The 26,919-nt window shown below is 60.3% G+C and carries 22 protein-coding genes; 10 read left to right on the top strand and 12 right to left on the bottom strand.

The features are described 5' to 3' along the window. The first annotated feature begins 116 nt into the window (after positions 1 to 116). Positions 117 to 2,207 (top strand): bifunctional sugar-binding transcriptional regulator/dihydroxyacetone kinase subunit DhaK, encoded by a 2,091-nt coding sequence (locus ACK9YZ_RS27690; RefSeq protein ID WP_416068405.1) that lies wholly within the window; start codon positions 117 to 119, stop codon positions 2,205 to 2,207. Between the two features lie 55 nt (positions 2,208 to 2,262). Then, positions 2,263 to 2,919, top strand: a complete 657-nt coding sequence (dhaL, locus tag ACK9YZ_RS27685) for a dihydroxyacetone kinase subunit DhaL (protein WP_416068404.1) — start codon at positions 2,263 to 2,265, stop codon at positions 2,917 to 2,919. 22 nt (positions 2,920 to 2,941) lie between these two features. On the opposite strand, the gene ACK9YZ_RS27680 is transcribed toward dhaL, so the two are convergent. Both ACK9YZ_RS27680 and ACK9YZ_RS27675 read right to left on the bottom strand, forming a co-directional pair. Then, entirely contained in the window at positions 2,942 to 3,700 is a 759-nt protein-coding gene (locus tag ACK9YZ_RS27680; protein WP_416068403.1) for an alpha/beta fold hydrolase, read from the bottom strand. A 42-nt stretch (positions 3,701 to 3,742) separates the two neighbouring features. Next, positions 3,743 to 5,518 carry a cytochrome c biogenesis protein DipZ gene (locus ACK9YZ_RS27675; protein WP_416068444.1) on the bottom strand — a complete coding sequence of 592 codons (1,776 nt, stop codon included), beginning with the start codon at positions 5,516 to 5,518 and terminating at the stop codon, positions 3,743 to 3,745. A 232-nt stretch (positions 5,519 to 5,750) separates the two neighbouring features. On the opposite strand from ACK9YZ_RS27675, the gene ACK9YZ_RS27670 reads away from it, so the two are divergent. The 5 genes from ACK9YZ_RS27670 (at position 5,751) to ACK9YZ_RS27650 (ending at position 10,079) form a co-directional block, all read left to right on the top strand. Continuing rightward, a complete protein-coding gene (locus tag ACK9YZ_RS27670; RefSeq protein WP_416068402.1) occupies positions 5,751 to 6,119 on the top strand; it encodes a DUF488 domain-containing protein in 369 nt (122 codons plus the stop codon). A gap of 137 nt (positions 6,120 to 6,256) precedes the next feature. Next, a complete protein-coding gene (locus ACK9YZ_RS27665; protein ID WP_416068401.1) occupies positions 6,257 to 7,300 on the top strand; it encodes an alpha/beta fold hydrolase in 1,044 nt (347 codons plus the stop codon). 140 nt (positions 7,301 to 7,440) lie between these two features. Then, positions 7,441 to 8,181, top strand: coding sequence for a response regulator (locus tag ACK9YZ_RS27660; protein ID WP_416068400.1), 741 nt, complete (start codon positions 7,441 to 7,443; stop codon positions 8,179 to 8,181). Next, positions 8,178 to 9,503, top strand: a complete 1,326-nt coding sequence (locus tag ACK9YZ_RS27655) for an ATP-binding protein (RefSeq protein WP_416068399.1) — start codon at positions 8,178 to 8,180, stop codon at positions 9,501 to 9,503. Before ACK9YZ_RS27660 ends, ACK9YZ_RS27655 begins: the two co-directional genes overlap by 4 nt. A gap of 159 nt (positions 9,504 to 9,662) precedes the next feature. After that, positions 9,663 to 10,079, top strand: coding sequence for an organic hydroperoxide resistance protein (locus ACK9YZ_RS27650; RefSeq protein WP_416068398.1), 417 nt, complete (start codon positions 9,663 to 9,665; stop codon positions 10,077 to 10,079). A gap of 292 nt (positions 10,080 to 10,371) precedes the next feature. Here ACK9YZ_RS27650 and ACK9YZ_RS27645 read toward each other — a convergent pair whose 3' ends face one another. The 3 genes from ACK9YZ_RS27645 to ACK9YZ_RS27635 form a co-directional block, all read right to left on the bottom strand. After that, complete coding sequence (locus tag ACK9YZ_RS27645; RefSeq protein ID WP_416068397.1) at positions 10,372 to 11,331, bottom strand: S1C family serine protease; 960 nt, start codon at positions 11,329 to 11,331, stop codon at positions 10,372 to 10,374. Positions 11,332 to 11,497: 166 nt separating this feature from the next. Continuing rightward, complete coding sequence (locus ACK9YZ_RS27640) at positions 11,498 to 12,682, bottom strand: alpha-D-ribose 1-methylphosphonate 5-triphosphate diphosphatase (protein ID WP_416068443.1); 1,185 nt, start codon at positions 12,680 to 12,682, stop codon at positions 11,498 to 11,500. Positions 12,683 to 12,962: 280 nt separating this feature from the next. After that, complete coding sequence (locus tag ACK9YZ_RS27635) at positions 12,963 to 14,108, bottom strand: M24 family metallopeptidase (protein ID WP_416068396.1); 1,146 nt, start codon at positions 14,106 to 14,108, stop codon at positions 12,963 to 12,965. A 96-nt stretch (positions 14,109 to 14,204) separates the two neighbouring features. Between ACK9YZ_RS27635 and ACK9YZ_RS27630 the strand changes: the two genes are divergently transcribed. Then, the gene (locus tag ACK9YZ_RS27630; protein ID WP_416068395.1) at positions 14,205 to 15,503 is read left to right on the top strand and encodes an alpha/beta fold hydrolase; all 1,299 of its coding nucleotides are present in this window, start codon (positions 14,205 to 14,207) and stop codon (positions 15,501 to 15,503) included. A gap of 43 nt (positions 15,504 to 15,546) precedes the next feature. Here the strand turns inward: ACK9YZ_RS27630 and ACK9YZ_RS27625 are convergent, their stop codons facing one another. The 5 genes from ACK9YZ_RS27625 to ACK9YZ_RS27605 form a co-directional block, all read right to left on the bottom strand. Then, positions 15,547 to 16,644, bottom strand: coding sequence for an ABC transporter ATP-binding protein (locus tag ACK9YZ_RS27625; RefSeq protein ID WP_416068394.1), 1,098 nt, complete (start codon positions 16,642 to 16,644; stop codon positions 15,547 to 15,549). Between the two features lie 10 nt (positions 16,645 to 16,654). Continuing rightward, the gene (locus tag ACK9YZ_RS27620) at positions 16,655 to 18,586 is read right to left on the bottom strand and encodes a glycoside hydrolase family 127 protein (RefSeq protein ID WP_416068393.1); all 1,932 of its coding nucleotides are present in this window, start codon (positions 18,584 to 18,586) and stop codon (positions 16,655 to 16,657) included. Between the two features lie 29 nt (positions 18,587 to 18,615). Beyond that, positions 18,616 to 19,485 (bottom strand): carbohydrate ABC transporter permease, encoded by an 870-nt coding sequence (locus ACK9YZ_RS27615; protein WP_416068392.1) that lies wholly within the window; start codon positions 19,483 to 19,485, stop codon positions 18,616 to 18,618. Beyond that, on the bottom strand, positions 19,485 to 20,405 hold the full coding sequence (locus tag ACK9YZ_RS27610) for a carbohydrate ABC transporter permease (RefSeq protein ID WP_216760496.1): 921 nt from the start codon (positions 20,403 to 20,405) through the stop codon (positions 19,485 to 19,487). The genes ACK9YZ_RS27615 and ACK9YZ_RS27610 overlap by 1 nt, the downstream gene beginning before the upstream one ends. Before the next feature lie 80 nt (positions 20,406 to 20,485). Continuing rightward, positions 20,486 to 21,730 carry an ABC transporter substrate-binding protein gene (locus ACK9YZ_RS27605; protein ID WP_416068391.1) on the bottom strand — a complete coding sequence of 415 codons (1,245 nt, stop codon included), beginning with the start codon at positions 21,728 to 21,730 and terminating at the stop codon, positions 20,486 to 20,488. Between the two features lie 168 nt (positions 21,731 to 21,898). On the opposite strand from ACK9YZ_RS27605, the gene ACK9YZ_RS27600 reads away from it, so the two are divergent. Continuing rightward, a complete protein-coding gene (locus ACK9YZ_RS27600) occupies positions 21,899 to 22,924 on the top strand; it encodes a LacI family DNA-binding transcriptional regulator (RefSeq protein ID WP_416068390.1) in 1,026 nt (341 codons plus the stop codon). Between the two features lie 24 nt (positions 22,925 to 22,948). Here the strand turns inward: ACK9YZ_RS27600 and ACK9YZ_RS27595 are convergent, their stop codons facing one another. Together ACK9YZ_RS27595 and ACK9YZ_RS27590 are read right to left on the bottom strand one after the other, a co-directional pair. After that, positions 22,949 to 24,139 (bottom strand): MFS transporter, encoded by a 1,191-nt coding sequence (locus tag ACK9YZ_RS27595; RefSeq protein WP_216760498.1) that lies wholly within the window; start codon positions 24,137 to 24,139, stop codon positions 22,949 to 22,951. Between the two features lie 39 nt (positions 24,140 to 24,178). Beyond that, positions 24,179 to 24,499: a hypothetical protein gene (locus ACK9YZ_RS27590; protein WP_216760499.1), complete on the bottom strand. Its 321-nt coding sequence runs from the start codon at positions 24,497 to 24,499 to the stop codon at positions 24,179 to 24,181. A gap of 161 nt (positions 24,500 to 24,660) precedes the next feature. Between ACK9YZ_RS27590 and ACK9YZ_RS27585 the strand changes: the two genes are divergently transcribed. Continuing rightward, a complete protein-coding gene (locus ACK9YZ_RS27585; RefSeq protein ID WP_416068389.1) occupies positions 24,661 to 26,889 on the top strand; it encodes a methyl-accepting chemotaxis protein in 2,229 nt (742 codons plus the stop codon). The last annotated feature ends 30 nt before the right edge of the window (positions 26,890 to 26,919 follow it).

Genomic DNA, 26,919 nt, shown 5'->3' with positions numbered 1-26,919 from the left:
TTGCATCACCATCCCGGCCGCGGCGGCGGCCGGGAACAATCGGGCGAGGGCACGTTGAAAACTGCAGCTTTTACGCTCATCTTCGCCGTCGATTTGGATGAGGGAAACCAGGCAGGATGACCGCTAAGACATCATCGGCACGAAAGAATGGTACGGCTGATATCGCGGCCGAGCCCATTCCGTTGCGCTACGGGGACGATCCCTACGTATGGGCGTGCTGGCTCTACTACGAAGACGGCATGACTCAGGGCGATATCGCCGAAACGATGGGCATTTCGCGGGCGACGGTGAACAGCTACCTCGCCGATGCGCGTGCCCGCGGCATCGTCAACATTTCCATCGAACCAGCGCGGCTAAGTTCGCTGACCATCGCCCAGGAGCTGAAGCGGCATTTCGGTCTGCACGACTGTCTTGTCGTGCCGAGCGACGACAATACCCGTCCATTGATCGAGCGGCTCGGCTCTGCAGGCGCCCAGGCCCTGCAGAAGATCCTCAAATCCGGCGACACGCTGGCGGTTGTCTGGGGGCGCACGATCATGGCGGTCGGCGAGCAGGCTTCCATTCCGGGGCTTCAGGATATGACCGTCGTGCAGGCGACGGGCGGAACGAGCGCGACTTTCGCCTATACGCCGGAGCTTTGTGCCGCGGCCTTTGCCGATGCGGTCGATGCCAAGCTCGTCAATATTGCAGCACCTGCTATCGTCTCCAGCTCCGCGGTCCGCGATGTGTTCCTGCGCGAGCCGCTGATCGACGGGCAGTTCGAGGCGCTTTCACGGGCGAACAAGGTGATCTTCGGCATCGCCTCCATGCGGCCGAATTCCACCATCCATACAAGCGGCTTTTTCGATTCCGTATCGCTGCAGGACTATCTGGCCAAGGATGCGACCGGTGTGGTGGCGGGCCGTTTTATCGACGGTCACGGACGCCCTGTCGCGGGACCGCTGGACGACCGCACGGTCGGCATATCGCTCGATCTGTTGAAGAAAATCAACACGCGCATCGCCGTTGCCGGCGGTTTCGACAAGGTGCCGGCCATTCTTGCCGCACTCCGTGGTGGCTATGTCAATGTGCTCATCACCGATGCGGCGACCGGCCGCGGCATTCTCAATGCCGATGGCGTGACGGAGGTCGATCAGAAGCTCTCACAGCGCCCGAAGGTGGACAGCGAGATCACCACACCGCCGACTGGCTTCCGTACTCATATCAAGAAGTTCCTGAACAACCCCGACGATGTCGTGGAAGAAATGCTCGATGGAGTCGTCAAGGCACATGCGAACTACCTTCGCCCGGTCGACAGTTCCCACCGTGCGCTCGTTGCCCGTTCGGGTCCGCGGGCCGGCAAGGTCGGTCTGGTCGTCGGGGGTGGTACGGGGCATGAACCCGCCTTTCTCGGCTATGTCGGCAAGGGGCTTGCCGATGCGGTCGCGGTCGGCAACATCTTTTCCTCGCCGCCGCCGGGGCCGATCCTGCAATGCGCCAAGGCGGCATCGGGCGGAGCGGGGGTACTCTTCGTCTATGGCAATTACGCCGGCGATGTGATGAACTTCGAGATGGCCGCCGAGATGGGCGCGGAGGAGAATATCGAGGTCCGCACGGTCGTGACGACCGACGATATCTCTTCCTCGCCCTTGGAGGACCGGGATGGTCGCCGCGGTGTTGCCGGCAATTTCTTCATCTTCAAGATCGCCGGTGCAGCCTGCGACCGCGGCCTGTCGCTCGATGCCTGCGAAGCCGTAACCCGCAAGGCCAATGCACGGACCTTCACCATGGGTGTCGCGCTTGAACCCAGTTCGCTGCCGCAGACGCGTCGCCATAATTTCGAGATCGGACCTGATGACATCGAGATCGGTATGGGTATCCATGGCGAGCCCGGTGTGATGCGGGAGAGGATGATGAGCGCCGATGCCGTCGTCGATGTCGTCATGGACAGGATTTTCTCGGAGATGAAAGCGGTCTCGGGAGATCGTGTCGCCGTGCTGGTCAATTCCTTCGGCGGCACGCCGCTGATGGAGCTCTACATTCTCTTCAGGCGCGTGGAACAGCGGCTGAGTGCAAAGGGCATCAAGATCGAGGCGAATTGGGTGGGGCATTATTGCACATCGCTCGACATGGTCGGCGCATCCATATCGGTCCTGCATCTCGATCAGGAACTAACGGATATGCTGCATCATCCTTGCGATACGGCATTCCTCAGGGTCGTAGACTGAAAAAAGAGAAGACAGCATCCCAGGGGCTGGGCTGCATGGAATTGGGAGGATACGCATGTCGGCAAACGCAGCCCGCCGCCTCAGCAGGATGTTTCACCGGATCTCGGTCGCAATTTCGGCTGAGAAGGACCATCTCTCCGATCTGGATGGCGCGATCGGCGATGCCGATCACGGCATCACAATGGCACTCGGTTTCCAGGCGGTGAATGGCGAACTGGCAAAGCGCGATCTCGATGAGATGCTGCCGTCAGAGGTGTTTTCGATAGCCGCCTCGGCCTTTCTCGATGCAGTCGGTGCGTCGACCGGACCACTTTATGCGACGGCTTTTCGCAAGGCGGCGCAGGTCCTGAAGCAGGACGAAGCGCTCTCGGTTGCCGGCCAGGCGGCGATCGTTGAGGCGATGACATCAGGTATCAGGGAACGCGGCAAGGGAGAGCGCGGCGACAAGACGATGCTGGATGCCTGGATCCCGGCAACCGAAGCGGCAGCCGCCGCACGCGACCGGCAGGCGAGCGTTTCGGCCATGTGGGCCGAGATTGTCGACGCCGCCGATGCGGGCGCACGCTCGACACGCTCCATGGTCGCCACCCGCGGCCGCGCCGCCCGTCTTGGCGAACGATCGCTCGGCCATATCGACCCGGGTGCGGCGTCGGCGGTCGTCATCATAAAGGCGATGAGGGACACGTTCACAGAAAACGAGCCGGCGGAATGATCCGCCGGCTTTAACGACTTGATTATTTACCTGCTGCTTCGGCAGCCTTTTCGATGACGTCCGCGACCTTTTCCGGCTGCGAGGCGAAAACCGCATGGCTTGCCTTGATCTCGGTGACATCGCTTCCCGCCCGCTTTGCCATGTCTCGTTCGAGGTCGGGATTAATCGACCGGTCTTCTGTGGCGACAATCGTCCAGCTCTTCTTGGTCTTCCAGGCGGGTGCGCCGACTTTTGCCGAGAAGGCTTCCTTGGACGCGAAAACCTGTGATCTTGCCAGGAAGGCCGCTTCGTCTTTCGGCAGGTCAGCGGCAAAGTCGTTCGCGAAGGCGGCCGGGTCGAGATAGAGATACTTGCTGTCCTTCGTCTCGCGGATATTCATGCCGCCGGCAGGCTTCGAGCTCGCAAGGCCGATCAGGCTTTCACCCTTGTCCGGTTGGAAGGCCGCGACATAGACCAGGCCTGCAACATTGGAGTTGTTGCCGGCTTCGGTGATTACCATGCCGCCATAGCTGTGGCCGACCAGTAGGGTCGAGCCATCCTGTAGGTCAAGAACCCGGTTGGTTGCGGCGACATCATCGGCAAGCGAGGTGATCGGCTCCTGGACAATGGTGACGTTGAAGCCGCGGCCTTCGAGGATTTCGGTTGCCTGGCGCCAGCCGGAGCCGTCGGCGAGCGCACCATGTACGATGACGATGTTTTTCACCTCGGCCGCCTGGGAAGCAAAAGCGATGACACTGGTGGCAAAGGCAAGGGTTATGGTGGAAAGATACTGGTATTTCATGGTTATTGCTCCTGTTGTTCAAGTATAATGTGAGAGTGAATGTCACCCGAATGTGAAGGCGTAGGCCTGGACACCGGGATCGTAGAAGCGGATCTCGAAATTGCGTGCTTCCACCGCGCCGGACTGGCGCACGAGCTGGTAGAGTTTGGTCGAGGTCACCGTGCCGTTTCCATCGGCGTCGATATCGCTGCCATGGTCGGCACCCGGCGCCTTGCCGTCGACCGTTACCTGGAAGCGGATCGGTTTGCCGTCAGCACTTGGGCCAAGAACGAGATGCAGGTCGCGGGCGCTGAAGCGGTAGGCGATGCCGCCGCCCGCCTGATCGAGCGTGGCCTCTTCGGCACCGACAGTCCATTTGCCCGAAAGACCCCACTGGTTGAGACCCGGCAGCTTCACCGAATAGTCCCTGGTGGCATCGGCACGCATGCTTTCATTGGACGCAAAGCCGGTGGCCTGCTTGTAGCCGATATAGGTCTCGCCAGAACCGATGTCCTTCAGGTCCGGGCTCACTTCGGCACCTTTCGCATCCGGCACGACCGGTGCGCTTGTTGCCATCTCGCTGCCGGCTTCGCGCAGCAGGTCCTGGATCGCCTGCTCAGTCTGTCGATAGTTGCCTTCGCCGAAGTGATGTTCGCGGATCTGGCCCTTGGCATCGATCAGATAATGAGCCGGCCAGTAGCTGTTATCGAAGGCACGCCAGATCTTGTAGTCGTTGTCGATTGCGACCGGGTAGCCGATCTTGAAGTCGCCAATGGCCTTTTTGACATTGTCGATCTTCTTTTCGAAGGCGAATTCCGGGGCATGCACGCCGATCACCACCAGGCCCTGGTCCTTGTACTTTTCAGCCCAGGCACGGACGTAGGGGATGGTGCGGATGCAGTTGATGCAGGAATAGGTCCAGAAATCGACGAGCACGACCTTGCCGCGGAGCTGTTCCATGGTCAGTGGCTGCGAATTCAGCCATTCGACGGCGCCATCGAGCGGCGGAGCAGAGCCTTCGACTGGAAGGTCGCTGTGGAAAGGCGTCTTGGTATCGGCGAGGCCGATCATCTTGTCATTGCTTGCAACCTCGGACGGCACGCCGTCGGTCGGCTTCACGTTGAGTTTGTCGAGCACGGCCTGCTCGAAGGACGCCGTGCTGGCATAGGAAAGCTGCGACAGTAGACCGGTGTCGAGACCGAGTGCGATGACGACGACGCCTGCAAGCACGGCGGCTCCCAGCCCTTGGCGAATCCGCTCGCTGACGCCAAGCGACTTCTTCATGCCGGCAAAAATCTTTCCGCCGACGGAAAGGGCCGCCGCGAGCGAGGTGGCGGCACCTGCGGCATAGGCAATCAGCAGGAAAGTCGTCTCGAGATTGGCGCCCTGGAGAGCTGCCCCTGTCAGGACCAGACCCAGGATAGGCCCGGCGCAGGGTGCCCAGAGCAGACCGGTCGCGATGCCCAGAATGAGCGCGCTTGCCGCTGTCGGGGCAGAACCGGTCTTGCCGGACGCATTCAGCAGGCGGTTGCCGAAATCGACGACCGGCTGAGTGATGAAGCTTGCCACGCGTGGCGAAAGCAGGCTGACGCCGAAGACGGCAAGCAGGGCCAGTGCGGCAAGACGGCCATATTCATTGGCGCTGATCGCCCAGCTTCCGCCGACGGCAGCAAGTGTTGCCACAAGCGCGAAGGTGGCGGCCATGCCGATTAGCATCGGTAGCGTGCTGCGTACGAAAGGCTGTCCGGCGCGAGCAAAGACGAAGGGAAGGATGGGGAGGATGCATGGGCTGAATATGGTCAGCGCCCCTCCGAGGTAGGCAATGATAAGTAGCGTCATCATCGTTTCCTTTGAAACCGGGTTAAGGGCTCTGGACGGCGATGCGGCTCGACCAGCAACGGGGCCAATCTGGTCGAGGCGATGTATCCCGGATGTGTCCGGTTTTGCGGCGAACTGTACCGAAGTGTAGGAAGCGCCACGATCGTGGCTGCGCTATCCTTCCTCCATTGTTGCTCTATCTGGCCGGAATCATCCCGTCCGAGATCGTCGTTCAGGCACGGAGGATGTGGAGATGATCGAAGTGGAAGCCATAAAGCTCAAACGTGTCTATGCGGCCAAGGCAGGCACGGATGGCGCCCGCCTGCTGGTCGATCGGATCTGGCCGCGCGGCCTCAGCAAGGAGCGCGCCGCTCTCGACGCCTGGGTGAAAGATGTCGCGCCGAGCACGGAACTGCGTCACTGGTTCAATCATGAGCCGGATCGTTGGGAGGAGTTCCACAGGCGCTACACGGAGGAGCTTCGGCACAAGGAAGAGGAAGTGAAGCTCGTGGCAGATTTCGCGAAGAAGGGTCCTGTTACGCTGCTCTATGCCGCTCAAGATGATGAGCACAACAATGCCGTCGTGCTTCGTGACTTCCTCATGCACCGGAAGTCCGAATGAGACAGCGGAGAATTGTATCAGAACGTATCCAGTAGGCCGGATGCTACATCCGCATGCAATAGAGCCGGATGCCCGAAACATCCGGGATACATGCCGGCTGTTTTTTCCTGTCATCAACTTGAAAACGGAGAGAGCCAATGTCCAACGAAATCAATCTTCAGCGTCGTCATTTTCTCGGTGTAGCTGCCATGACGATGGCAGCGACCGAATTCGGCCTGACCGGCGCCGCCAGCGCCCAATCGATGCAAGCTACCGCGCCGACGGTTAAGGCTGGGACATACACTTCGTTTCAGGCGCTGAAGCAGGTCAAGGCTGGCGTGCTCAACGTTGGCTATGCCGAAGCCGGTCCGGCAGACGGCCCGGTTGTGCTTCTGCTGCATGGCTGGCCCTACGACATCTACAGCTTTGTCGATGTCGCACCTATCCTTGCCGATGCCGGATATCGCGTCATCATCCCGTATCTTCGCGGCTATGGCACGACCGAGTTTCTCTCTGCGAAGACCCCTCGTAACGGCCAGCAGGCCGCCATCGCGACCGATATGATCGACTTCATGGATGCTCTTGATATCGAGCGCGCCGTGATCGGTGGCTACGATTGGGGCGGTCGCACCGCAGACATCATGGCTGCTGTCTGGCCGGAACGCTGCAAGGGCCTGGTCTCCGTCAGCGGCTATCTGATCGGTAGCCAGGAAGCCAACAGGAAGCCCCTTCCGCCGCAGGCCGAGCTGTCCTGGTGGTATCAGTTCTATTTCGCCACCGAGCGGGGCCGCGCCGGCTATGAGGCCAACCGGCACGATTTCGCCAAGCTGATCTGGAAGCTCGCCTCGCCGCAATGGAATTTCGACGACGCGACCTTCGACCGCTCGGCCAAGGCTTTTGAAAACCCCGACCACGTGGCCATTACCATCCACAACTACCGCTGGCGGCTTGACCTTGCCAAGGGCGAAAAGAAGTACGACGCGCTGGAAAAGAAGCTTGCCGCCTTCCCGATCATTACCGTGCCGACCGTCACCATGGAAGGCGATGCCAATGGCGCCCCGCATCCGGAGCCATCGGCCTATGCCAAGAGGTTCACCGGAAAATACGAACACCGCACCATCACCGGCGGCATTGGGCACAACCTGCCGCAGGAGGCACCGCAAGCCTTCGCCCAGGCCATCCTCGATGTTGATCGCTTCTGAATGAAAGCTACTGTCGCCGCCGCGAACGGAATTCCTGTTTCGCGGCAACCAATTCAGAGTCAAAAAGGGGGACAGCGAGTCTGTCCCCGGGAGCAGCGGGCCTGCTTTGCACCGACCGATAGAGGATCCGAAGTCTAGAGATGGAGCATGTCGACCATATCCTGATCGTCGATGACGATCGTGAAATCCGAGAGCTGGTTTCGAGCTATCTGACGAAGAACGGTCTCCGCACGAGCGTTGCTGCCGATGGCCGCCAGATGCGCAGCTTTCTCGAGGCCAATACGGTCGACCTCATCGTGCTCGATGTCATGATGCCCGGCGACGACGGGCTGGTACTCTGCCGTGAGCTGCGCGCTGGAAAACACAAGGCGACACCGATCCTGATGCTGACGGCCCGCAGCGATGAGATGGACCGTATCATCGGGCTTGAAATGGGCGCTGACGACTATCTGCCGAAACCGTTTGCTGCCCGCGAACTTCTGGCGCGCATCAAGGCCGTTTTGCGCCGCACCCGTGCCCTGCCGCCGAACCTGCAGATATCGGAGGCCGGGCAGTGGCTGCGCTTCGGCGACTGGCGTCTCGATACCGTCGGTAGGCACCTCCTCGACAGGGAGGGAACCGAAATCGCCCTCAGTGGTGCGGAATACCGTCTGCTGCGCGTCTTCATCGATCATCCGCAGCGGGTGCTCAACCGCGACCAGCTTCTGAACCTGACGCAGGGCCGCGATGCGGAACTCTTCGACCGCTCGATAGACCTTTTGGTCAGCCGCGTGCGTCAGCGGCTGGGGGATGATGCCCGCGAGCCGACCTATATCAAGACGGTGCGCAGCGAAGGCTACGTCTTTTCCGTTCCGGTGGAGATTGAAGAGGCCAGGTCATGAGTGTGGGAGCTGTTATTCGCTCCAGATTTTGGCCGAACACCCTCAGGGCTCGACTTTTCCTAATCCTGCTATTGGGTCTGGCGATTGCCTATGGCCTGTCATTCACCGTGCTCTTCGTAGAACGGTCCATGTCCGCCAAGGCCGTCATGCTTGGAACGCTGGAAAGTGACGTCGCGACCTCGATCGCTGTTCTCGACCGTCTGCCGGCAGATCAGCGGGCCGACCTGCTCGACCGCTTGAGCCGTGGCAATTATCGCTTTGTACTCGGGCCAGGTCTTCCCGGCGTGCCCGATAATTCCAGCAAGGGCAGGGAAATCGGCAGCAGGATCGAAGAAGCGATCGGCGGCACCCATCCGATCCGAATGGAATCCATTCCCGGCAATATCAGCCGGTTGCAGGCGCATCTGACGCTGAGCGACGGAAGCCCCCTGACAATCGACATTACGCCCCGACCTCCCATGCCGATTGCGGCATGGCTGCCCTATGTGCTCGCCATCCAGATGGTGCTGCTCGTGCTTTGCACATGGTTTGCCGTCCGTCAGGCGATCCGTCCGCTCGGCGCGCTTGCTGCCGCGGCCGATGCACTCGATCCCAACAACAAAGGGCCGCCGCTCAGCGAGCGCGGCCCGAGCGAAGTTGCGCATGCGGCGCGCGCCTTCAACACCATGCGGGAGCGAATTGCGCATTATCTTGAAGAGCGCGTGCAGATTCTGGCGGCTATTTCTCATGACCTGCAGACGCCGATTACCCGCATGCGCCTGCGCGCGGATATGGCCGACGATTCCCCCGAGAAGGACAAGCTGGTGCGTGATCTCGGAGAGATCGAGCGGCTGGTGCAGGACGGGATCGCCTACGCCCGCAGTGCCCATGGCAATGGCGAGAAGTTTTCGCGCATCGACCTGTCATCCTTCATCGACAGTATCGCTTATGATTATCAAGACATGGATAAAGCCGTCGCCGTTATAGGCCTCGTGCAGGGTGTCGCATCGACAAAACCCCATGCGCTTCGACGCATTCTGACGAACTTCATCGATAATGCTCTGAAATTTGCCGGTGCCGCCGAAATCGGCGTCGAGCGAAAAGACGAGGGGGCTATCGCCATCACCGTGATGGATCGTGGCCCGGGCATTCCGGATGCCATGCTGGAAGCTGCCATGCAGCCTTTCTTCCGGCTGGAGCAGTCGCGCAATCGGGAGACCGGCGGCACGGGGCTCGGCCTTGCCATCGCTCAGCAGCTGGCCGCAGCGATCGGCGGATCGGTACGGCTCTATAACCGCGAAGGCGGCGGGCTGGCGGCCGAAATCACCATCCGCGCCAACTGAGCTTTTCACTGATTTGTATATGAAAATGTCTGGATCGGCTGGTGCTACGCTTTGATACATTTCGGCCGATTTGAGAAACATACGGGATACGTCAGGCCGTCAAAAACCACTCCGTCACCAGATGTCGCAAGCAGCGACAGGAAACGAAGGAGTGCTCAAATGACGACGATTGAAAAGGTTCTCTACACCGGCAAGACTCATACCACCGGCGGCCGCGACGGTTCGGCGCGCAGCAGCGATGCACAGCTCGACATCAAGCTTTCGCCTCCAGGCAGCGCCCATGCCGGCACCAATCCCGAACAGCTCTTCGCAGCCGGCTGGTCGGCCTGCTTCATTGGCGCGATGGGCCTGGCCGCCGGCAAGCGAAAGCTGAGGCTTCCCGCTGATACCGCCGTCGATGCTGAAGTCGATCTCGGCATGACCGGCGACGCCTATTTCCTGCAGGCGCGCCTGAACATCAGCCTGCCGGGTCTGGAACCGGAAGTTGCCCGCGCTCTCGTCGAGGAAGCCCATCAGACTTGCCCCTATTCGAAGGCGACGCGCGGCAACATCAATGTCGAGTTGAACCTCGTCTAAGGCATCAAGGATAAACGGGACGCAGACTTATTGCGTCCCCGGAGGCTTCGATGAAAAGGATCGTCATCTGTATTCTGGCCGTAAGCGTTTTTGCTGCACCTTGCATCTACGACGTGTTCTCTAATGAACCATCGCCTTTGCTGGGTTTGCTTGCCGCAGCCGCTCTTGCGCCCGAATCCTTATAATCATCGCGATTCCATGTCGCGAAAGGCAAACAGACAAGGCGCCCGCCGAAAGACGGGTGCCTCGTTACCTGAACGGCTGATTTCCAGGCACGCCATGGTGCGACCAGCTAATTCGCTCTTTTCGTTGGACGGACGGTGCGCTGTTCGATCCGTCCCGCGACGGAGAAGATCAGCACATCGATGTCGGCATCTACCGTCGCGCCGTCAAGAAGCCGAACAACGTCGTCTATCCCCGATACGGGATGCCCGCTGATGGCGAGCAGGTAATCACCTTCGCGAAGACCGGCCATGGCAGCCGGACCGCCATCTTCGACACGGCGCAGGCGGACCGTCGTCCGCTGCGGAACGCCCGCTTCAAGCGCAATGCGCCGATGCAGATCGACCGTATCGGCCGCAATGCCGATATATCCGCGCCTGACTTCTCCGAAGCGCAGAATGTCTGATACCACATGTTTGGCGGTATTCGATGCAACGGCAAAGGCAATGCTTTGCGCACCCTGGATGACGGCCGTGTTGACGCCGATTACCTCGCCCAGGGAAGAAACCAGCGGGCCACCCGAATTTCCGGGGTTGAGGGCGGCGTCGGTCTGAATGATATCCTCCATCAGCCGTCCGCTGGCAGCGCGCATCGAACGCCCGAGGGCAGAAACGACGCCGGTCGTGACAGTCCACTCGAAGCCGAGCGGATTGCCGATGGCAATCGCAATGTGTCCGCGCTTTAGCTTTTTGGAATCCGCAAGCTGCGCCCAGGCTCCGGACCAATCATTGGCCCTGATAAGAGCGAGGTCGGTGTCTCCATCCCGCCCGAGGACCCTGCCTTCGACAACCGTACCCTCGGGCGTCTTGATGGTCACGGCCTTTGCATCGCCGACCACGTGGTTGTTGGTGACGACGAGACCATCCGGTGAAATGGCGAAGCCGGAACCATGTCCCGCCCGTCCACCGACGCGTTCGATCCGGCTGACGGCCGGACCGACGGTGTCGACGGCGTTTGACACCGTTTCAGAATAGGCATCCAGCAGTCCGGCATCTGATGACGGCTGAATGTCACGATCAATGAATCCCATGAAATCTCCTCCGACGCGAGAGGCGTCGACGTTGAGGACCGGCAGCGATTGCTAGTGGCAAAGGGCTGTCAGTTCGACAGGTGAACAATGGAGATATCAGGTGAGGCTCGCGGGCTCGTCTTTCAAGAGACGCGCCGAAACGCCCCGCGAAAGGCGTTGGGCGCCTTCAGCATGAGATCGCGTATGGTGTCGACAATCCCTGAACAGTTCCATCTGAGTAGACCAGTTTTCCGCGGCAGAAGGTTGCCCTCAGCCGTGGCAGACGACCGCGCTCAGCGATGACAAGATCGGCACGCAGGCCAACGTCGATCGCGCCACGATCTGTAAGCCCGAGCGCCGTCGCTGGGTTAGCGCTGATGAGCGCCACGGATGCCGGCAGCCCGCCCGATCCAGCTTCTGCAAGCGCGATGGCGGCCGGCAGCATGGCGGAGGGGTGGTAATCGCTCGCCAGAATGTCGAGAACGCCGTGCTCGTAGGCCTCTCGGGCAGAGAGATTTCCCGAATAGGATAGGCCTCGAAGCGCGTTCGGCGCCCCCATGGCGGTTGCAAGTCCGAGCTTCCGGGCTTCCTGTGCTGCGGCCATCGTCACTGGAAATTCGCTGATGCGTGCACCCAGTCCCTCGACGATCGCGACTTTTTCGATGCTGTCATCGTCGTGGGAGGCGATGATGACACCATGATCGCGCGCGGTGGCAGCGATTCCCTCCAGATTGCCGACTGCATCATTGTTTTGGGCTCGGTATTCGATGCGCTCTCGCACGCGGCGCGCTGCCTGTTCAAGCGTAATTTTGTTGTTGCGGGCAATCGTCTCGATATGCCGCTCGACATCGCGATACTGGCCCTGTCCTGGCGTGTGGTCCATCAGCGACACGAGGTCGAGGGCGCCGGCCCGCAGCAGATCTTCGATTACGGCGCGGGCATGAGTGAAGGTGATTTCGAAGCGTGCGTGGACCCTGTGGTCGACAAGAAGACCATTTTTCCGGAGCTGAATTAGTGCCTGGATGATCGAACGCGAATGTTCTTCCGAGCGGACGTTGCCGTAGCCGTTGTTACCGTGGAAGGAAAGCGCCGCAAAGGCGGTGGTGATGCCATTGCCGGCGAGTTTCTTGTCGAGTTCGAAGAGGCCGAGCTCCAAAGGAAAGCGCACATTCAGACGCGGCTCGATCTCGCGCTCGATCATGTCTCCATGCATGTCGATGAAACCGGGAAGCAGCAGCCTGCCGTCGCCGTTGATGTCGGCGGAGGCCGCTGGCCGTTCCCTGATTTCTGCGATCATGCCGCCTTCGATCCTAACTGCGCCACGAGGTATGACCCTATCGCGCAGCACGACTTCGAAATCACTCAGCCACATCATCTGCTCCATCGTAGATTTGTCTGGTCTGCAGATACGACGGCCTCATCATCTGCTCGCGTATGTGGCCGACGCCGCAGTGTTGGAAGCTCGAAGAGCCTCCATCCACGACAATTCACTCGTGAGCTAACCTGTTACGCTGCTGCGATGACAAAATGTGTCAGCAAGATCTTCGATCCAGAGAGGCCTCATCAAAAACGAGCGGCTCGATGTGATGGCTGCAAATCAGGGCGATTACGGCCGATATGAATAGGCTTTTCGCCTGTTTGCTGGATGGAACTTAGACTGCGCAAGGGTTCGCAGCTGGCGTCGTGAACCAGTGTGGTCCGTCTTCGGCCATGTAGATATGATCTTCGAGGCGGACACCGAACGTACCGGGGAAGACAATCATTGGTTCGTTAGAAAAGCACATGCCCGATGCCAGCGGCGTTCCGTTGCCCCGCACGATATAGGGCGCCTCGTGGATTTCGAGGCCGAGACCATGACCGGCGCGATGCGGCAGGCCGGGCAGGCGGTAGTCAGGGCCGAGGCCATGGCGGGCAAAATTGTTGCGGGCAGCCGTATCCAGGCTTTCGCAGGGTGCGCCGAGTTTTGCCGCATCGAAAACGGCCTGCTGGCCCTCGCGCTCGACCGCCCAGGCGCGTTCGAATTCGCCATTACCCTCGTCGAGCATATAGGTGCGTGTCAGATCCGAATGATAGCCGTCGAGGCGGCAACCGGTGTCGACGAGAATGACATCGCCCGCCTGCAGGATCTGTTCGCCATCTGCGCCATGCGGCAGCGCGGTTGCCTCACCGAAGGAGACGATGCAGAAGGTCGAGCCGCCGTCGGCGCCTGCCGCCCGATGCTGCTGATCGATAAAGCGAACCACCTCCGAAGCCGCTGTGCCGGGTGCGAGCGTATCGCGGACCTTGCGGTGAATATCCAGCGTGATGCCCATCGCATGATGGATGAGGGCGATTTCCGCCGGCGATTTGATGGCACGCAGCGCGCGGATGAGAGGTCCGCCGTCGACGACACGCGCAGCGCCCATCTGTTCGGTAAAGGCATGATAGAAGGCAAGCGGCAGTGCGTCGTCGAGGGCGAGTTTGCCTGTTGGCCCGGCCAGCCGCGAGACGAGCGCCGCGGGGCTTTCCTCTTCTTCCCAGACGGCGATCTCACCCGGCAGATGCGGCAGCGTCTCGACACGGCTGCGCTCGAAACCGGGCACGATATAAATCAGCTTATCGTCAGTCACGAGCGCGCCGAGCAGGCGTTCGCTCAGGTGCCAGACGAGGCCGGTGAAATAGCGTAAGCTCTCGGTCGGGCCGAGCAGGGTGGCTGCGATGCCGTGCGCCTGCATGCGTTCGCGCAGGCGCGACAGGCGGCTCTGCCTTTCTTCGTCTGTGATGGCTGCGACGGGCTGGGACCAGGCTGGGAGAGACACGCTATATATCCGTGATTTTTGCCGAAATTAGATGCTTGATTCCAACATAGGGCAATTGTAGGCACTGTGTCGACAAACAATCTACAGGATTTGACCATGCTCGTCAGCGAATACACGATCCCCGGTATCCATGTCCGCGACCATCTCGTCGACGTGCCGCTCGACTGGAAAAAGCCGGATGGCGTATCGATCAAGGTCTTTGCGCGCGAGGTCTGCGATCCCACGCGTAAACAGGAAAAGCTGCCCGTCCTGCTGTTCCTGCAGGGCGGGCCTGGCGGCAAGTCACCGCGTCCGGTCGGCGGTGGCCCCTCCTGGCTGGGTGAAGCACTCAAAAACTACCGCGTCGTGCTGCTCGATCAGCGCGGCACCGGACGAAGCACGCGCATCGAGAGCGCCACCATGACCGTCTTTGCGGATGGGAAGGCAGGGGCCGATTATCTCAGCCGTTTCCGCGCAGACAGCATCATTGCAGATTGCGAACATATCCGGAAGAGCGTGTTTGGCGGGGTGCGCTGGGAGACGCTTGGCCAGAGTTATGGCGGCTTCCTGACATTGACCTATCTGTCGCAGGCCCCGGAAGGACTGGCGGCCTGTTATGTCACCGGCGGACTGGCCGGGCTTTCGGCAACAGCCGATGACGTCTATCGCCGCACCTATCCGCGCGTTGCGGCCAAGAACCGGGAATATTATCAGCGGTATCCGGCTGATCGCGATCGCATCGCCCGTATCGCCGAGCGCATTGCCGCCAATGACATCCGCCTTCCGGACGGTGATCGCCTGACGGTGCGCCGGCTGCAGACGATCGGCATCGATTTCGGCATGGCGCCGGGTTACGAGAATGTGCACTGGCTGGTGGACGAGGCCTTCTCCGATCAGGAAGAGACACGGTTTTCAGATGCCTTCCTGGCCTCGGTCATGTCGCTGACCTCTTATGACGGAAATCCGATGTTCGCCGTGCTGCAGGAGAGCATTTACGGGCAGGGCAGGGGTGCAACGGGCTGGGCCGCGGAGCGCATCCGATCGGAATTTGCCGAATTCAGTGAAGAGAGCCGGCCGCTCTATCTGACCGGCGAGATGATGTATCCGTGGATGTTTGAGGAAATCCGCTCGCTGCGGCCGTTCCGTGATGCCGTGGAGGAACTGGCGCGTTGCGACGGGTTCGAACCGCTCTACGATCCTGCGCGGCTGTCATCGAGCGAGATCCCGGTCGCGGCGGCGGTCTATTTCGACGACATGTATGTCGATGCCGAGCTGTCGCTCGCCACTGCCCGTGACGTCGGCAATATCAGGACCTGGGTGACGAATGAATTCGAACATGACGGCGTGCGCCAGTCGCCTGCCGTCTTCACACGTCTCAGGCAGATGGTGCGTGATCGCGGCGGTCCCCTCGGATAATCCGAGGGGCCTTGATCTCGGGTGTGTTCGCGAGCCTGCAGAGTCAGGCCGAAAGTGACCTGCCGCCGACGGGATCGAAGAGGTGCATGCGATTCATGTTGAAGGAGAGCGGCATTTTCGTGCGCGGACGCGGATCGCTCTCCGGATCGACATTAGCGCACATGCTGGCCGAACCGATGTCGAAATAGATCATTGTCTCCGGCCCCAGCGGCTCCACCAGATCGACATTCGCCTCAATGGTTTCGAAGCCGGGTTTCGGCGTCAGGCTTGATATCGATTCAGGCCGGATTCCGAAGATGACCGGTTTGCCGGCATGCGCCAGGTATTCCTGAGCCCGCGTCACTGGAACCGCAAGCCGGCTGCCGTCTTCCAGGATGACGACCAGTCCATTGCCGTCGGCCTCGAGCGTTGCGCTGAGGAAGTTCATCGACGGCGAGCCGATGAAACCGGCCACGAACTGACTGACAGGATTATGGTAGAGTTCCTGCGGCGGCCCGGCCTGCTCGATAATGCCGCCATTCATGACGACGACGCGATCGGCCATGGTCATCGCCTCGATCTGGTCGTGGGTGACATAGACGGTCGTGGTCGGCAGCAATTGGTGCAGGCGCTTGATCTCGGTACGCATCTGCACCCGCAGCTTGGCATCGAGGTTGGAAAGGGGTTCGTCGAACAGGAAGACCTTGGGATTGCGCACGATGGCGCGGCCCATGGCGACGCGTTGGCGCTGCCCGCCCGACAGTTGGCCGGGGCGCCGCGACAGGAGTTCGGTAATATGCAGCGTCTCCGCGGCACGGCTGATGCGCTCGTCGATCTCCGCTTTCGGCAGCTTCTGCTGCTCAAGGCAGAAGGAGATGTTCTCCCTGACGCTCATATGCGGATAAAGCGCGTAGTTCTGGAACACCATCGCAATGTCGCGCTTGCCGGGGCCGAGCCGGTTGACGACTTGATCGTCGATAACGATATCGCCGCCGGTGATATGCTCCAGTCCGGCGATCATGCGCAGCGTCGTCGATTTGCCGCAGCCGGACGGGCCGACGAAGACGACAAATTCGTTATCCTCGATATTGAGGTTGATGCCGCGCACGGCTTCGTAGATGCCGTAGGATTTGACCACGTTGCGCAGTTCAAGGCGTGCCATTGCGGTCTCCCTACTTCTCGTGCAGCCAGACGACCATCGCGCCCGGCTCTCGGTTTGCCCAAAGATGATAGGGGATTGCCCTGAACCGCGTCGGCTTCAGCGCCGGCGGCTCCGTGCGATAGAGCGTTTCTCGCCAGTCGGATGCATCGGCTTCCAGCGCATCGCCCTCGAGAACCGTGGCGCCGCCGAGAAGCGTTTCGTCGAAGCTCGCGGCAATTTCGCCCTGCGAAGGCAGCCTCAGCCGTTGCGGCTCCGTGCCGAGATCGGCTTCCTCGACGCAGAAGATCACCGGCCCGCGCCGCAGCGCAAAACGGCCATTGTCTTCGGTTGCTGCCGGATGGGCATAGAGCCGGTCGACCGGCATATCGAAGGAGAGGCGAACCTCGTCGCCATCCTTCCATTCACGTTCGATCACTGCATAGCCCCTGGTGATATCGAGCATGAGCACCTCGCCATTGACGAAAGCCTTGGCATCGCGGCACCAGCCCGGAATGCGCAGTCGCAGGGTGAAATGCTTCGGCCGCTCGAGGCCAAGCGAGATCCCGACGTCGCCGTTCCACGGATATAACGTCTTCTGCGTCAGGCGCAGGAAAGTGTTGCCGACCGAGAGCTCGGCGGCGTTTTCACCGTAGAGATGGATGGCCACCTCATCGGCTTTGGTCGAGTAGAAGTACTGGCCGAGCGAGGTGATGAAGCGGGCGATGTTGGTCGGGCAGCACGGGCAGTAGTGCCATTTCCAGCGGCGGTTCTGGCCGTGGCTTTCGAGCACGTTCTCATAGAAATAATGTTCGCCATCGCGGGAGATGCCTGACAGCGCGCCGTTGTAGAGTACGGTTTCGAGCTTGTCGGTAAACTTGCTGTCGAGCTCGATCTGCGCCATGCGATGGCTGAAGAAACCGAGCGCAACGGCTGCGCAGGTTTCGGCATAGGCCGTCTCGTTCGGCAGGTCGTATTCGCGGGTAAAGCCCTCGTTCGAAGCCGAAGGGCCGAGGCCACCGGTGACATAGAGCTGGCGTCCCACCAAATTATCGAAGAGCCGGTCGCACGCGCTTTTCAGGCTCTCGTCGTCATTCTCGAAGGCAAGGTCGGCCATGGCGGAGAACAGGTACATGGCGCGCACCGCGTGGCCGACGACCTGTGTCTGCTCGCGCACCGGCATATGGGCCTGGCTGTAGGCATAGGTCTGAAAGACGTAGCCGGCCGGGTCTTCGCCGCGCTTGCGCGCCTCTTCGTCGTAATAGGAGGGCATCTGACCGCGCTCGTCGACGAAATAGGTGGCAAGCTTTAGATGCCGGGGGTCCCTCGTCACGCGGTAGAGCTTGACCAGCGCCAACTCGATTTCCTCATGCGCATCATAGCCGCGCAGCTTGCCCGGCTCGCGGCCGAAGGTGTCGATGATGTGATCGACGGCGCGGATCATCACGTCAAGGAAGCGACGCTTGCCCGTCGCCTCGAAATAGGCGACGGCGCCTTCCAGCAGATGCCCCATCGAGTACATTTCATGCAGATCGCGCAGGTTGGTCCAGCGCTTTTCCGGCTCGCGGCGGATGAACCAGCTGTTGAGGTAACCGTCGGCCATCTGGCCGCGTTCGAGCTTTTCGACGATCGCGTCGATCTTCGCCTCGATGTCAGGGTTGGGACTGTTCTTCAGCGTGTAGCTCGCTGCCTCGATCCATTTGCCGAAATCGGAATCGAAGAAATGCTGCATCGAAAGGCCGCTCGGCTGGATCGGCCGCGCCAACGGGCCGGCCGGCTTGTCGAAGTCGAGCACTTCGAGGAAGCCTTCCTCATCGAGCCGCATGTGCTGGGTTGGAATGGTCACGTCGCGGACGGTCTCCGTCCAGCTCTTCCAGAAGCCGCCATTGAAGGCGACACGGGTGTGGTCGGCCGGCACGTATCGGTCGATCGGGGATCGTGACGGGGATTTCTGGGCGATGGACATGGGAACTCCTTGAGCGGGCGGGCCGCTTCTCATTTCACGGCGCCGGCCGTCAGGCCGCGCACATAGTAGCGTTGAAGAAGAAGGAAGAGGATGATGCAGGGGATCATGGTGACCGCGATACCCGCCTGCAGCGCACCCCAGTCGATGATGCCGTAGAGGCCAGAAGACACGTTCACCAGCATGATCGGCAGCGTGAACTTGTTCTGGTCCGACAGGAAGATGAGCGCGGCCAGGAACTCGTTCCACGAATTGAGGAAGGCAAACATCGCTACCGTCGCGACACCGGGCAGCGCAATCGGCAGCATGATACGGCGCAGGATTGTCGCCTGCGAGGCACCGTCGATGCGTGCCGCCTCGATCAGCGCCTTTGGTACGGCATCGAAGGCATTGCGCATCATGAAGACGGAGAACGGCAGCTGGAAGGTGACATAGATCAGCACCAGGCCGAACAGGTTGTTCTGCAGGCCGAGCAGCTTCAGGATCAGAAACAGCGGCGTCAGGATCGACTGAAACGGGATCATCATCGTTGCCATGATCAGCACAAAAAGGATCGACTGACCGGGAAACCTGAATTTGGAGAAGCCATAGCCGGCCGGCACCGAGACGACGACCGTCAGCACGACCGTGCCGAAGGCGATCATTACCGAATTGGCGGCGTAAACATACCAGCCGGCGCCGACATTCTCGAGCCGGCGGTAATTCTCCAGCGAGAAGGTCTTGGAAAACAGCGCAGCCGGATTGGCGAGCGCCTCGGCAGCCGGCTTGAAGGAATTCGCCAGCGACCAGACGATCGGCATGATGAAGAAGATCGCGAGCAGGATCGATGCGAGCAGGAAGAGCAGGTAGCCGACCTGGCCGCCGCGCGGATTATTATTCGTATTGGATTGCGTCGAGGTCATTAGCCTTCCTCCGGGCGCTCGCGCAACAGCACGAATTGAATGGCGCTGATGGCGACCAGCACGATCAGCAGCGCAAAGGAGAGCGCCGAACCGTAGCCAAGCCGATAGGACGAGAAGGACGCCAGGTAGATCGAAAATACCGCAGAGATCGTGCTGTTTTCCGGCCCACCCTGGGTGATGATGAAGAACTGGTCGAAAGCAAGCATGGAGGAGGTGATGTTGAGCACCAGCGCCAGTACCAGCGAATTGCGCATCAGCGGCAGAGTAATGCGGCGAAAGCGACTGAAGACGCTGGCGCCATCGATCTTGGCGGCCTCGATGACATCGTTGGAAATGCCCTGCAGCCCAGTCAGCAGAATGACCATGGTGAAGCCGGCGGTCTTCCAGACGACCATCAGGACGACCACGGCCATCGCCGGCCAGAAACTCTCGAGCGGGCGTGGCGCCGAGCTGATCAGCCCAATACCGCGCAGAACCTGCGCGAAGACGCCGCTGTCAGGGTTGAGTAACCACATCCAGAGGGTGGAGGCTGCGCCGAAGCCGATCACGACAGGCATGAAGAAAATCGTGCGAAAGAAGCCGGCCGAGCGCAGCGGGCGATCGACGAGCAGTGCCAGCGGAAAAGCCACCACGAAAATCGCCGCCGTTACGAGCACGGTGTAGAGCATCGTGAAGCCCAGCGAATGCCAGAGCTGCGTGTCGCCCAAGAGCTCGCCGTAGTTGGCGAGACCGATGAATTTCTTCCGGCCGAGCAGCGGCCAGTTGTAGAAGCTCATCCATATGGTCATGGCGAGCGGAATAAGAAACAGCACCAGGATGAAGAGGAAGCCGGGCAGGATGAAGGCGAGCCCCAGCCAGCCCTTCGGCTCCGGCTCCCCGGAGATCGGCTGGTTGATATGAGTTGTCGGCGTGTCGACCACTATTTTTCCTCGAAGATTTCAAAACCGCGTGTCGGCAATCCGGGATGTGCGGGGCGGAAAACCGCCCCGCCTCGGCAGGATTACGGATTGGTGCGGTCGAGGATCTTGGTGAAGTCACCTTGCGCCTTCTTGATCGAACCATCGACATCGTCGCCGAAGATCGTGCCCTGGATCAGGTTGAGGAACGGGCCGGTACGGCTCACGAACAACTCATCCGAGGAGAAAGTGTAGGGCGTACGCGCCTTGGCCAGGATGTCGTAGGCGACGAGATTGCGCGGGTCGAACTTGGCATAGGCCTCCTTGGCGAGGTCCGTGCGCGACGGCATGCCGGATTCCTGGGTAATGTAGACCTGCTGCTCGGGCTCCATGTAGAATTTGACAAAGTCGAGCGCGACCTTCTTCTTCTCCTCGCTGATGCCCTTGATGAGGGCTACCGTATCGCCGCCGGCAAAGCTCGATGCGCCGCCCTTCGGGCCTGGGATCGGGGCGACCGCGAACTTGACGTCGGGATATTTGCTGGTCAGCAGGTTGACGATGTAGGAGCCGGTCATGAGAATGCCGACCTTGCCCGAGGCGAACGCTTCGACGGCGTTGTTACCGTTGCCCGAACGCGAGGTTGGATGGATTGCGCCTTCCTTCCACATATCGCGATAGGCGGCGATGGTGTCGCGCAGCGCCGGGGTGTCGACGGTGGCGGTGCGGCCGTCATCGGAGAGCACATCGGCATTGGCGGCCCAGAGATGCGGCAGGAAATCATAGATCAGCCAGCTGCCGGAATTGGCGACGAAGTAGAAGCCGTAGGTTTCCTTGTCGAGCGCATGGATCTTCTTGGCGTCGGCAGCGATCTCTTCGAGTGAGGCTGGTGCCTTCTCCGGATCGAGGCCGGCCTTCTTGAAGAGGTCGGTATTGTAGGCGATGATCGAGGCATCGGGCAGCGCCGGTACGCCGTAGACCTTGCCGTCATAGGTGGCAAGGCGGATATGCGACGGGCTCAATGCTGCCGAATAGGGCAGACCCTTGACGAAATCGCTGATGTCCTCAAGGCTGTCATTGGCCGCGAAAGTCGGCAGGTAGATCAGGTCGAGCACCGCGCCATCAGGTGCCGCGCCGCCAGCAATCGCGGCACCGAGCTTCGGAACCATCTGCTCGGCGGTAATCTGAGTGACGTTAACCTTGTCGGAATGCGCGGCATTGTATTTTTCGGCCAGGCCCTGAAGCACGGCGCCCGAAGACGTCCGCACCCATAGCGTGATTTCTTCGGCGCTGGCGAGAGAAGAGCTCGCCAGCAGCGCAACGGCGGCAATGGTGGTTTTCAAATGTAACATGCGGGTTCCCCTTCTCTTATGCGAGGCTCCTCTGCCTCGAGACAAAGACGACGTTAAAGGAGAAAATTTTTCATGTCGACAGTCTGTATGCATCAAAAGGCCATGTTTTTGTTAAAACCTTTTAGCAACTAAATTATTTCTGCTAAAAGGTTTTAACAAGCCAGTTGAATGGGTGCGATTTTGAAGGAATCAGGCGGCGGCCGGCATACGATCCGTGACGTGGCGAAGGCTGCGGGCGTGAGTATTTCAACGGCCTCGAACGCGCTGAACGGTACCGGGCGAACCAATGTCGAGACGCGCGAAAGGGTGAGGAAGATTGCCGAGGAAATCGGATTTCGCCCGAATGCGCTCGCGCGTGGGTTGTTGACGAAGCGCAGCCACGCGATCGGTATGCTGACCAACGATACCTATGGACGTCTGACACTGCCGATGGCATCAGGCGTGTCGGAAGTGCTGGTCGACCATGGTGTCTCGCTCTTCCTCTGCGCCACCAACAACAATCCGAGGCTTGCGAAACTACACCTCGAAGCACTGCTCGACCGGCAGGTCGACGGGATCATTTTCACCGCGACGCGTATCGACCTCGAGCCGCCGCCGGAACTGACCAAGCTGCGTATCCCGGTCGTCTATGTTTTCGCGCAGGGGCCGTCGGACAGCGTCAGCTTCCATCCCGATGATGCCCAGGGCGCGCGGCTTGCGGTCGAACATCTCCAGAGCCTCGGCCGGTCGCGCATCCTGCACATCACCGGCGAGCAGAACTACCGCGCTGCCTGCATTCGCGCCGAGGCCTACCGGGAGCTCGTCGGAGCGGCGGCCGAGGTCATGTTCGGCGACTGGTCGGAAGAATGGGGACATGCGGCGATCGAGAGCGTCTTCTCGCGATCCGGTGCAAAACCGGACGCGATCTTCTGCGGCAGCGACGAGATCGCCCGCGGCGTCATTGATGCGCTGCGCGACAGAAACATCTCCATCCCCGACGACATCGCGGTCGTCGGTTTCGATAATTGGGAGGTTGTCTCACGGCAGACGCGTCCGCCTTTGACCACGGTCGATATGGAGCTCAAGGAGCTCGGTCACCGGGCGGGACTTGCGATCCTAGGCCTATCGAAAGGCGAGACGGTCGCACCCGGTGTTGAGAGATTGCCCTGTACGCTTGTCATTCGCCGTTCCGCTGGCCAAGCCGGCCAAGCCTGAGGTCAACCAGATCTAGCCGATCATCTACACGCGGGCTGCCTGATTGGTCTCGCTCTTGATCCCGGCTTTGTTGTCAGTTCCGCGCGACTTCAGCGCTTTCGTCAGGCACAAAGCCGCAATGATAACTGGCAAGCAGACGAGATAGGCGACCCTGATGCCCGCGTGTTCAGCGACAAACCCGAGCAGCGGGGGTGCCAGAAAGAAGACGACGAAGGACATCTGCCCGAGGGCCGCGACATTCAGATGGGCCGGACGATCGGTCCTCTGGGCTGCCGCGGAAACCGCCAGAGGGTAGACTGCGCTGCAGCCGCCGCCCATCAGCGCAAAGCCGAGCAGCGCGACATAGGGGTGTGGCGCGAGCCAGACGGCGCAGAGGCCCCCCACGGAGAGAATCAGCAGAAAGGTCGCGACAGCACGCGCGCCAAATCGATCGACCAGCGGATCGACGAACAGCCGCGCTACGGCCATGAAGAAGGTAAACAGCGTCAGCCCAAGGCCGCCGATAAAAGGCTCGGCTGCGAAGGCATCGCGCATATAAATGGCTGACCAGTCGATGCCAGCGCCTTCCACGAGAAAGGCGGCAATACCGATCACGCAAAGCGGCATCAGCCCCCATGTCGGCAACGCGATGCTCGGACCTTCTACATGTTCACCCTCGTCACGAGCCGCCGCATTCTTGATGCCCGAAATAACGATAGTGCCGACGATCAGAACGAAGGTGAATGTCAGTGCGAGGTGGAGATGCATGGGCACGCCTGCTTGACGAACGGCCGAGCCAACGAGCGCGGTCAGGAAGAAACCAAGGCTCCAGAAGCCATGCGCCCTGTTCATCACGCCGCGACCAAGCTGGGCTTCGATGCGATCGATCTCGACATTAAGATTGATCTCCAACGCGCCTGCCAGCAGGCCTTCGCAGAAAAGAATGAAGAAAACCAACCAGGCGGCGTTGGCCCAGGGGATGGTTGCCAGCAGAGCGGACGTACCGAGTACGGTCAGAAACGCCGTCTTGCGTGCGCCGAACTGTGCAATGAGCGGGGACGCGAAGGTCAGGGAAATCAGCGCACCGATCGCCGCACCGATCAGCGTGAGGCCGAGTTCGGACTTGTTGACGCCCAGCGCATCCTGAAGGTCAGGCAATCGCGAGAGCAATGCTCCCATCGATATGGCGAAGAGAAAGAAGCAGACATAGATCCGTTGTTGCGGCTGGATGTGCATTCGATCGCTCCGGGATGTGATCGGTTCGGGAGTTGGACCTCAGTCGCAACGACGGCGAAAAGGACAATTTCGAGTGGCATTTCCGAGATATATCTTGTTGGGGATTACCGCAACAACAACCTTAACTGGTTTCCGAGAGATTTTTAGGCTGACTTTCAAAGGCGATGATAGCCGCGCGGGAGCCAGCCTGTCGGGATCAGAGCGAGCCTCGCAGGAGAAGGGTACGATGCTCAGGTCAATCACCACTGCCATGCTGGCGCTGACCCTTGTTACGGAAAGGCCGTCACCCTGCCCCAGGATGTCTTCGATCTCTTGCTGATGCGCATCCATCGCTAAGGAGCTGGTTTCGAAGTCGATCAAGCAACGGAAATCGGCGCAATCTATGCGGGATAAATCCCGGCTTGCCAACACTGACGGCGATATTTGCCTGCAGATCGCATGCATAATGTTGGCCATTCAAAATTAAGTAAAAAACAAGTTTTCCTCTCAAGAATTAGGGTATTCGACGCATGGGGGACGATATGAGTGAAGAACAGATTAAGCGGCCGATTTGGATCCGCATCACAGCCTACGGGTTTGCGGCCGTTTTGTTTGCGAGCGCAGCAATTGGCGGACTTGCCTGGTATCGTCAGAGCGCGATGAGCGATCAATCGCTTCAAAAGGAGCTCTCGGCGGACCTGCACGTGATCCAGACCGACATGGATGCGCAGAAACGCGCCGCTGCCGCGCTTGCCATTACCCTTGCCGGCGAGCCCGATACGGCCGATCTGATCGCCAAGAATGACCGGGCGGCCATTTTCGCAAAATACACGGCCAGCTTGCCGGCAACTAAGGCGCAAGGCCTTCAGCTCATCACCTTCAGCAATTCCGATGGCCTCGCGGTCGCGCGTATCCACACACCTGATACCTTCGGCGACGACCTCAAGGCACGCCGCAAGATGATCGTTGCGGCGCTGACGCAGGGCAAACTGAATGCCGGCATTGAACCTGGACGGACCGCCGTCAGCATGTTTGCCTCAGCTCCCGTCATCAAGGATGGCAAGACTGTTGGCGTCGTCGACGTCGGCACCTCGCTCACGAATGCCTATTTTGCGCCGCTTGCAAAGTCCGTCGATGCCGAGGTTGCGGTCCATATCCTGCAGGACGGGAAATTTGTGCCGCAGGCTTCGACTTTCGGGGAAAAGGCAATCCTCACTCAGGAGCAGTTGCAGGCAGCCTTCAACGGCGAGCGCGTCCGTGTTCATGCCGTTCTCGGCGATAAGGATTACGAAGTCGCGGCTATTCCCTTCGAAGATTTCTCCGGCCGCAAGATCGGTGTTTTCGAAATCGGTTCTGATGTGACGGAGATCGTGGAAGCATCGCAGCAAGCGCTCTGGATGGCGGCGGTCGGTGCAGGTGTCGTTTCGCTCATCTCACTGCTCGGCTTCCTCATTTTTGCACGTTCGATTGCGTCGGTGATGAAGAAGACGACCGGCACAATGGCGCGTCTGGCCGCAGGCGATATCAATGTAGAGGTCGAAGGTCAGGCCCGGCCTGACGAAATCGGCGCGATGGCCCGTGCCGTTCAGGTCTTCAAGCAGAATGCAATCGAGCGGGTTCGCCTCGAGCAGGAGGCGGAAGCCAATCGCAGCTTGAGCGAGAGAGAGCAGATCGAGCGGGAGAAGGAAAAGGCGAAGGACGCCGCCGACGTGCAGTTTGCCGTCGACAATCTCGCTGCCGGCCTGTCGAAGCTCGCCGAGGGGGATCTGTCCTACCGCATCGTGCAGCCCTTCGTCACGAGGCTCGATGGCGTACGCAGCGACTTCAATGACTCCGCAGAGAAGCTGCAATCCACGCTGAACCGGGTGTCGCAGAATGCCCGCGGCATCGATTCCGGGGCAAACGAGATCAAATCGGCGGCCGACGACCTTGCCAAGCGCACAGAGCAGCAGGCGGCGGCTCTCGAAGAGACGGCTGCGGCTCTCGAAGAAATCACCACGACCGTCAAGACTTCCAGCAACCGCGCCCAGGATGTGGGCCAACTCGTGGCGCGTGCCAAATCCGGCGCCGAACATTCTGGCGAGGTGGTCCGCAAGGCCGTGCTCGCCATGGAGCAGATCTCCAAGTCTTCCGGTGAGATCGGCAACATCATCGGTGTGATCGACGACATCGCCTTCCAGACGAACCTGCTGGCGCTCAATGCCGGTGTCGAAGCAGCCCGCGCCGGCGAGGCGGGCAAGGGTTTTGCCGTCGTCGCGCAGGAGGTGCGTGAATTGGCGCAGCGCTCTGCAACTGCCGCCAGGGAGATCAAGGATCTGATCACGGCCTCGAATGCGCAGGTGCATGCAGGCGTGCAACTGGTAGACGATACCGGCAAGGCGCTTCAGGCGATCGTTTCGGAGGTTCAGGAGATAAACCGCCATATCGCTGCGATCGTCGAAGCATCGCAGGAGCAATCGTCGGGCCTCGACCAGATCAATATGGCCGTCAATCAGATGGACCAGGACACGCAGAAAAACGCTGCCATGGTCGAAGAGTCGACCGCTGCAAGCTACAATCTTGCGAAGGAGGTCGCATCGCTCAACCAGCTTCTGGCGCAGTTCAAGTTGAACGAAGCAGGCTACGTTTCGCGTTCGGCTGAACCTCGTCCGGTCGGGCGAAAAGATGCACCGGCACCGTCCCCCGTTCGAGCGCTCGGCCGCAAGATCGCCTCCGCATTCTCCGGAAATGCCGCACTCGATACGAAGGGCGGCGACTGGGAAGAGTTCTGAGGCTCGACCCGGCAAAAAGACAAGGTGCGA

This window comes from Rhizobium sp. ZK1 (assembly GCF_047782645.1).
Classification (GTDB): Bacteria; Pseudomonadota; Alphaproteobacteria; order Rhizobiales; family Rhizobiaceae; genus Rhizobium.
Note: the sequence above shows the minus strand (reverse complement) of the source record. Positions and strands in the feature narration are given on the sequence as shown.